We start from the raw sequence: 7,893 nt of genomic DNA, 5'->3' as shown, positions 1-7,893 counted from the left end.
CAAGGTCGTGCTCTACCAACTGAGCTATTCCCGCAAATCTGCACTGCTTTTGTTGCTGTCGTAACGTGTAATTCTCTGTCGTTACGGGAGGCGCATTATACGAGAAATCCTTTTAGCTGCAACCCCCCTTAAAGCGATTTTTTCGAAATTCAGTTCAAATGCTTATTTAATCGGCAAGCTGCACAATTTAACGACAAAAACCCGGCCACGCAAGGCGCCGGATCTCAAAATCACAGCTTAATAAAGTTTTCGCGGTAGTAAGAAAGCTCCGCCACGGACTCTCGGATATCGTCCATCGCCTGATGCGTCCCCTGCTTTTTAAAGCCGTCGAGAATTTCAGGCTTCCAGCGACGCGCCAGCTCTTTCAGCGTGCTGACATCCAGATAGCGGTAATGGAAGTAAGACTCCAGCTCCGGCATGTACTTAAACAGGAAACGGCGATCCTGGCCGATGCTATTCCCACAAATAGGTGATTTGCCCGCCGGAACCCACTGTTTCAGGAACTCAAGCGTCGCCAGCTCCGCCTCACGGTCACCCATGGTGCTCGCCTTCACGCGCTCCACCAGGCCACTGCCGGTGTGGGTACGCACGTTCCACTCGTCCATCAACGCCAGCTGGTCATCAGACTGATGCACCGCAATCGTAGGCCCTTCCGCCAGGATATTCAGGTTGGCGTCCGTCACCAGGGTTGCAATTTCAATGATGCGATCACGCTCGGGATCCAGCCCGGTCATTTCGAGATCGATCCAAATCAGGTTGTTTTCATCCGCGCTCATGTTATTTTCCACCCTTCTCGCATAACCGGCAGTAGCAGGTTAACTAGTATTAATTAGAGTGTATCATAGAGGTTTTGCCCCCTACGGGCGACCAGGAGCCAGTGCGATTGAGTAAAAATAAACTCTCCAAAGGGCAGCAGCGCCGCGTGAATGCCAATCACCAGCGCCGTCTTAAAACCACTGCGGAGAAGGTCGATTACGACGACAACCTGTTTGGCGACCCAACGGAAGGCGTAGTCATCAGCCGTTTCGGTATGCACGCTGACGTGGAATCCGCCGATGGTGCGATTCACCGCTGCAACATCCGCCGGACCATTCGTTCTCTGGTGACCGGCGACCGGGTCGTCTGGCGACCGGGTAAAGAGGCGGCGGAAGGCGTAACGGTAAAAGGTATTGTTGAAGCGGTCCATGAGCGCACGTCCGTGTTAACCCGTCCCGATTTCTACGACGGGGTCAAACCGATTGCCGCCAACATTAACCAGATTGTTATCGTATCGGCGATTTTGCCCGAACTGTCACTCAATATTATCGACCGATACCTCGTCGCCTGCGAAACGCTGCAGGTTGAACCGATCATCGTGCTGAACAAAATCGATCTGCTGGACGACGACGGGATGGCCTTCGTCAATGAGCAGATGGATATCTATCGCAAAATTGGCTATCGCGTCCTGATGGTCTCCAGCTACACCAAAGATGGCCTGAAACCGCTTGAAGAGGCACTGACCGATCGCATCAGCATCTTTGCGGGCCAGTCCGGCGTGGGTAAATCGAGCCTGCTGAACAACCTGCTTGGCCTTCAGCAAGAGATCCTCACCAACGATGTGTCTGACGTCTCGGGCCTGGGCCAGCACACCACCACCGCGTCACGCCTGTATCACTTCCCACATGGCGGCGACGTGATCGACTCCCCGGGCGTGCGAGAGTTCGGTTTATGGCACCTTGAGCCGGAACAAATCTTTAACGGATTTGTCGAATTCCATGATTATTTAGGCGCTTGCAAGTACCGCGACTGTAAACACGATAACGACCCAGGCTGCGCTATCCGTGAAGCGGTTGAGAAAGGCGAAATCGCGGAGACCCGCTTCGAGAATTATCACCGCATTCTTGAGAGCATGGATCAGGTAAAAACGCGTAAAAACTTTTCTGATTCTGATAACTGACAACTAAGCTAAGCATCGCTAAAATCGTCCCCTTTTTTCAGGTTCCGGTGGCTTACCGCCGGATCAGGAACGACAAAACAATGGCCTGGAGGCTACCTTGTTAAACGCATTTAAACTTTCGCTTCAATACATTCTGCCAAAACTGTGGCTCACTCGCCTGGCGGGCTGGGGCGCGAGCAAACGCGCAGGCTGGCTGACCAAACTGGTCATCGACCTTTTCGTAAAATATTACAAGGTCGACATGAAAGAGGCGCAGAAGCCGGATACCGCCAGCTACCGCACCTTCAACGAATTCTTCGTGCGCCCGCTGCGTGACGACGTGCGCCCGGTGAACACCGACCCTAACGTCCTGGTGATGCCGGCAGACGGCGTGATCAGCCAGTTGGGTAACATCGAAGACGACAAAATTCTGCAGGCGAAGGGCCATAACTACAGCCTGGAAGCGCTGCTGGCGGGTAACTACCTGATGGCGGATCTGTTCCGCAACGGTACCTTTGCCACCACCTATCTGTCACCGCGCGACTACCACCGCGTGCACATGCCGTGTAACGGCATCCTGCGTGAAATGATTTACGTCCCGGGCGATCTGTTCTCCGTGAACCACCTGACCGCGCAGAACGTGCCAAACCTGTTTGCCCGTAACGAGCGCGTCATCTGCCTGTTCGATACTGAATTTGGCCCTATGGCCCAGATTCTGGTCGGTGCGACCATCGTCGGCAGCATCGAAACCGTCTGGGCAGGCACCATCACCCCGCCGCGCGAAGGCGTGATCAAACGCTGGACCTGGCCTGCCGGTGAAGCGGAAGGTTCCGTGGCCCTGCTCAAAGGTCAGGAGATGGGCCGCTTTAAGCTGGGCTCCACCGTGATCAACCTGTTTGCGCCGGGCAAAGTGAAGCTGGCTGAACAGCTTGAAAGCCTGTCGGTGACAAAGCTGGGCCAGCCGCTGGCGGTCTCTACCGAAACCTTCGTGACGCCAGATGCAGAGCCTGCTCCGCTGTCACAGGAAGAGATCCAGGCCGAGCACGACGCCAGCCCGCTGGTTGACGACAAAAAAGACGAAGGCTAACAACAGAAGGATCGCTGACGTGCGCCCGATTATCGTTCTACTGATGGCCTGGTGCCTCAGCATGGGGGCGTACGCAGCGACAGCCCCCGACGCCAAACAGATAACCCAGGAACTGGAGCAGGCAAAAGCGGCCAAACCCGCTCAGCCAGAGACCGTCGAGTCGCTCCAGTCCGCACTGAACGCGCTTGAGGAGCGGAAAGGCTCGCTTGAGCGCGCTCAGCAGTATCAGCAGGTTATCGACAACTTCCCCAAACTCTCGCAGACGCTGCGCGCGCAGCTCAATAACTTGCGCGACGAACCGCGCGATGTGCCGGCAGGGATGACCTCCGACGCGTTGAACCAGGAGATCCTGCAGGTCAGCAGCCAGCTTCTGGAAAAGAGCCGCCTTGCTCAGCAGGAGCAGGAGCGAGCGCGCGAAATTGCCGACTCCCTCAGCCAGCTTCCGCAGCAGCAAACCGACGCCCGCCGCCAGCTTAATGAAGTTGAGCGCCGCGTGGGGACACAAAACGGCAACACGCCACAGGCGCAGGCCCAAAATCTGGGCCTGCAGGCAGAATCGGCTCGCCTGAAGGCCCTTGTCGATGAGCTCGAGCTGGCGCAGCTTTCCGCCAATAACCGCCAGGAGCTGTCGCGGATGCGCTCAGAACTCGCTCAGAAGCAGAGCGAGCAGCTGGACGCCTATCTTCAGGCCTTGCGCAACCAGCTCAATAGCCAGCGCCAGCGTGAAGCGGAGCGCGCGCTGGAAAGTACCGAGCTGCTGGCAGAAAATAGCGATAACCTGCCTGCCGGCATCGTTGAGCAGTTTAAGGTCAACCGTGAGCTTTCGGCCGCGCTGAATCAACAGGCGCAGCGTATGGATCTGGTGGCCTCGCAGCAGCGTCAGGCCACTAATCAAACCCTTCAGGTTCGCCAGGCGCTCAACACCCTGCGCGAACAGTCCCAGTGGCTCGGATCGTCAAACCTGCTGGGCGAAGCGCTACGCGCCCAGGTCGCGCGCCTGCCGGAGATGCCGAAGCCGCAGCAGCTGGATACCGAAATGGCCCAGCTACGTGTTCAGCGACTGCATTTTGAAGATCTTCTCAATAAGCAGCCGCAAATCCGCCAGATCCGTCAGGCTGACGGACAGCCTCTGACCAGCGAGCAAAGCCGCATTCTGGAAGCCCAGCTGCGTACCCAGCGTGAACTGCTGAACTCTCTGCTCCAGGGCGGGGATACGCTGATTCTTGAGCTGACCAAGCTAAAAGTGTCCAACAGCCAGCTGGAAGATGCGTTGAAAGAGGTGAACGAGGCGACGCACCGTTATCTCTTCTGGACGTCCGACGTGCGTCCGATGACCTTCTCGTGGCCAATTGAGATTGTCCAGGATCTGCGCCGTCTGATTTCGCTGGATACCTTCAGCCAGCTGGGACAGGCCAGCGTGATGATGCTCACCAGCAAAGAGACCATTTTCCCGCTGCTGGGGGCGTTAATTCTGGTGGGCTTCAGCATTTACTCGCGCAGACATTTCACCCGCTTCCTCGAGCGTTCCAGTTCCCGGGTGGGGAAGGTTACCCAGGATCACTTCTGGCTGACGTTGCGCACCGTATTCTGGTCGATTCTCGTCGCCTCCCCGCTGCCGGTGCTGTGGATGACGCTGGGCTATGGCCTGCGGGAAGCCTGGCCCTATCCGCTCGCGGTAGCGATTGGCGATGGCGTCACCGCCACGGTACCGCTGCTGTGGGTGGTAATGATTTGCGCCACCTTTGCGCGACCCAATGGCCTGTTCATCGCCCACTTTGGCTGGCCGCGTAATCGCGTGGCGCGCGCCATGCGTTACTATCTGATGAGCATCGGGCTGATTGTGCCGCTGATTATGGCGCTGATCATGTTCGATAATCTCAACGACCGGGAGTTTTCAGGCTCGCTGGGCCGCCTCTGCTTTATGCTGATATGCGGAGCGCTGGCCATCGTCACGCTCAGCCTGAAGCGCGCGGGTATTCCGCTCTATCTGGATAAAACCGGCAGCGGCGACAACATGTTCAACCGGCTGCTCTGGAACCTGCTGCTCAGCGCACCGTTGATTGCGATGCTGGCAGCCGCGGTGGGTTACCTGGCGACGTCGCAGGCGCTGTTGGCACGTCTCGAAACCTCGGTGGCCATCTGGTTCCTGCTGCTGGTGGTGTATCACGTTATCCGCCGCTGGATGCTGATCCAGCGGCGTCGCCTGGCGTTTGACCGTGCCAAACATCGCCGGGCGGAGATCCTCGCTCAGCGCGCGCGGGGTGAGGAGGAGCCAAACCACGTTAACAGTACGGAAGGTACGACGGAGGCGGATGAGGTCGAACTGGATCTGGATGCCATCAGTACCCAGTCCCTGCGTCTGGTTCGCTCCATCCTGATGCTGATTGCCCTCCTGTCGGTGATCTTCCTGTGGTCGGAGATCCACTCGGCATTTGGCTTCCTGGAGAACATCTCGCTGTGGGACGTGACCTCGACGGTGCAGGGCGTTGAAAGCCTGGAGCCGATCACCTTAGGGGCGGTGCTGATTGCCATTCTGGTGCTGATCATCACCACCCAACTGGTGCGCAACTTCCCGGCACTGCTGGAGCTGGCGCTGCTGCAGCATCTGGATTTAACGCCGGGTACGGGCTATGCAATCACGACCATTACCAAGTATCTGATCATGCTGTTTGGCGGTCTGGTTGGCTTCTCGATGATCGGCATTGAGTGGTCGAAGCTCCAGTGGCTCGTCGCAGCGCTCGGCGTTGGGTTAGGTTTTGGTTTACAGGAGATCTTCGCCAACTTCATCTCGGGCCTGATTATTCTGTTCGAAAAACCGATCCGCATTGGCGATACCGTCACGATCCGCGATCTGACCGGCAGTATCACGAAGATCAACACCCGAGCGACGACGATCAGCGACTGGGATCGGAAAGAGATCATCGTGCCAAACAAGGCGTTTATTACCGAGCAGTTCATCAACTGGTCGCTCTCAGACTCCGTTACCCGTGTGGTGCTGACGGTACCGGCACCGTCGGACGCGAACAGCGAAGAGGTCACCCAGATCCTCTACACTGCCGCGGAGCGCTGCTCGCTGGTCATCGACAACCCGGCGCCGGAAGTTTTCCTTGTGGATTTACAGCAGGGGATTCAGATTTTCGAGCTGCGTATCTACGCCGCCGAAATGGGACACCGTATGCCGCTGCGCCATGAGATCCACCAGCTGATTCTGGCGGGCTTCCGCGAGCACGGTATTGATATGCCGTTCCCACCGTTCCAGATGCGTCTGGAAAGCCTGGACGGGCGTAAAACGGGAAGAACGCTGACGTCAGCGGCGCGTACGCGCCCGGCGGGCAGCTTATAACGCATCTCCCCTCCCTTTCGGGAGGGGAATATTCCCGCTACGCCACTTCTGCGACGTACGCCGTCGCGCGTCGACGGTAATTCTCATAAATTCCCATCGCTAACAGCGAGAAGAAGATGGGACCGCCCACCATCCACAGCGCGCTGTTCCAGTCGTTCGCCTCAATTACCGGCTGAATAATGGTAAAGATGTTGGCAAACGCCACCACCAGCACCACCACCGTGGTCGCCAGCAGCGTTGCCGCGCGGGTTTTAAAAATCACAAACGGACGTTCAAGCTCCTGCTTCGCCTTAAAGAACGGGAACGCCAGGGTCAGGAACAGGTACGGCAGCGTCATCGACACGTTCGCCATCAGGGTCAGCTTGTTATAGAACGCCGATGCGGTATCACCGCCAAATGACACCAGCAGAATAAACACGCACACCAGCAGACACTGCATCCACATAGCGTTGGCAGGCATGCCTGCGGTATTGAGCTGGGTCATGCGTCCCGGCCACAGCGCTTTTGGCGTACCCTGGATGATCGCTTTCAGCGGCGAGTAGATCAGCGTGAAGAATGCGCCGGTATAGGCAAGGAACATCGACAGGCCGGTAATGCGCGCAAACCAGATCCCCATGGTGGCCGATGCTTCCGGCATCAGGTGCATGGCGTTACCCAGCGTCATCCCCAGGCTTTTCATCAGCACGTAGGTAATGTTCCCGAGGTTGGTGGTGTTGTTACTCAATACCTGCTGCCAGTTGGTGCTGACGCCCCAGAGGAAAATCGCCAGTGAATAGCCGATGGAAATCACGATAGCGGCAAAAATAATCCCTTTGGCAAAGTTCTTTTCCGGGTTCTCGGTCTTGTCGACCAGCCCGCCCACCGCTTCAATACCGCCGTAGGCGAAGATGGCAAACACCACGAAGGAGAGCATGGACAGCCCGGACTGGTAACCTGGATTAGGCGAGGAAACGAAGTTCACCTCCTGCGCAAAATGACCACCGTTCAGGCACAGAATGGCAATACTCACCAGCAGCAGCACCAGGTTCAGACACATCACGGAAATACCGCCAACGGCAGTGATACGGGCAATTTTGTTGATGCCTTTTGACGCCACCAGCGTGACCACCACCATCCAGCATACCGCCAGAATCCCGACGACCTGCGTGGAGCTCAGCCCCGCCAGAGACCAGACCTGCGTTTTATCGGCACCGAAAAGAAACGTGGAGAATGGCACCCAGACTTTGGCCGCCGTGCTGACCATCCAGACGACATAAGAGGAGAACCACATAAACGTGCCGATAAAGGCATAACGCGGGCCGACGCTGTTGTTCATCCAGGAGTAGATCCCGCCCTCTTCTTTCCGGTAAGCCGAGCCCATCTCCGCCATCATCAGCGCAAACGGGATAAAGAAGAACAGAGCCGAAACGATATAAAACGGCGTCGCGCTGTAACCCATCAGATAGAACGCTGACGGGCTGTTGGCAAAACCAAAGACTGAGGTAAATATCATCAGGATGAGCCCGGTGAGGGTCATCTTTTTGAGTGACTGGGACATAAAACCATCCG

Annotated in this window: 5 protein-coding genes; 3 read left to right on the top strand and 2 right to left on the bottom strand. The window is 57.0% G+C overall.

From position 1 onward, the window contains the following. Positions 1–230: 230 nt before the first annotated feature. Positions 231–776, bottom strand: a complete 546-nt coding sequence (orn, locus tag HMPREF3143_RS07215; RefSeq protein ID WP_008502926.1) for an oligoribonuclease — start codon at positions 774–776, stop codon at positions 231–233. A gap of 107 nt (positions 777–883) precedes the next feature. Between orn and rsgA the strand changes: the two genes are divergently transcribed. The 3 genes from rsgA to mscM all read left to right on the top strand — a co-directional run bounded on the left by rsgA (position 884) and on the right by mscM (position 6,345). Continuing rightward, positions 884–1,936, top strand: coding sequence for a small ribosomal subunit biogenesis GTPase RsgA (gene rsgA, locus HMPREF3143_RS07210; protein ID WP_008502927.1), 1,053 nt, complete (start codon positions 884–886; stop codon positions 1,934–1,936). A gap of 97 nt (positions 1,937–2,033) precedes the next feature. After that, on the top strand, positions 2,034–3,002 hold the full coding sequence (gene asd, locus HMPREF3143_RS07205; protein WP_023326546.1) for an archaetidylserine decarboxylase: 969 nt from the start codon (positions 2,034–2,036) through the stop codon (positions 3,000–3,002). A gap of 19 nt (positions 3,003–3,021) precedes the next feature. Then, positions 3,022–6,345 carry a miniconductance mechanosensitive channel MscM gene (gene mscM / locus HMPREF3143_RS07200; protein WP_008502929.1) on the top strand — a complete coding sequence of 1,108 codons (3,324 nt, stop codon included), beginning with the start codon at positions 3,022–3,024 and terminating at the stop codon, positions 6,343–6,345. A gap of 37 nt (positions 6,346–6,382) precedes the next feature. Here mscM and yjeM read toward each other — a convergent pair whose 3' ends face one another. Continuing rightward, on the bottom strand, positions 6,383–7,882 hold the full coding sequence (gene yjeM / locus HMPREF3143_RS07195; RefSeq protein WP_070532444.1) for a glutamate/gamma-aminobutyrate family transporter YjeM: 1,500 nt from the start codon (positions 7,880–7,882) through the stop codon (positions 6,383–6,385). Between the last annotated feature and the right edge of the window lie 11 nt (positions 7,883–7,893).

The sequence above is a fragment of the Enterobacter sp. HMSC16D10 genome (assembly GCF_001807145.1).
GTDB classification, from domain to species: domain Bacteria; phylum Pseudomonadota; class Gammaproteobacteria; order Enterobacterales; family Enterobacteriaceae; genus Enterobacter; species Enterobacter roggenkampii.
Note: the sequence above shows the minus strand (reverse complement) of the source record. Positions and strands in the feature narration are given on the sequence as shown.

Bases quoted from the DNA above. Each gene is read 5' to 3' on its own strand.
- orn (WP_008502926.1), bottom strand. From the start codon at position 776: ATGAGCGCGGATGAAAACAACCTGATTTGGATCGATCTCGAAATGACC.
- yjeM (WP_070532444.1), bottom strand. From the start codon at position 7,882: ATGTCCCAGTCACTCAAAAAGATGACCCTCACCGGGCTCATCCTGATG.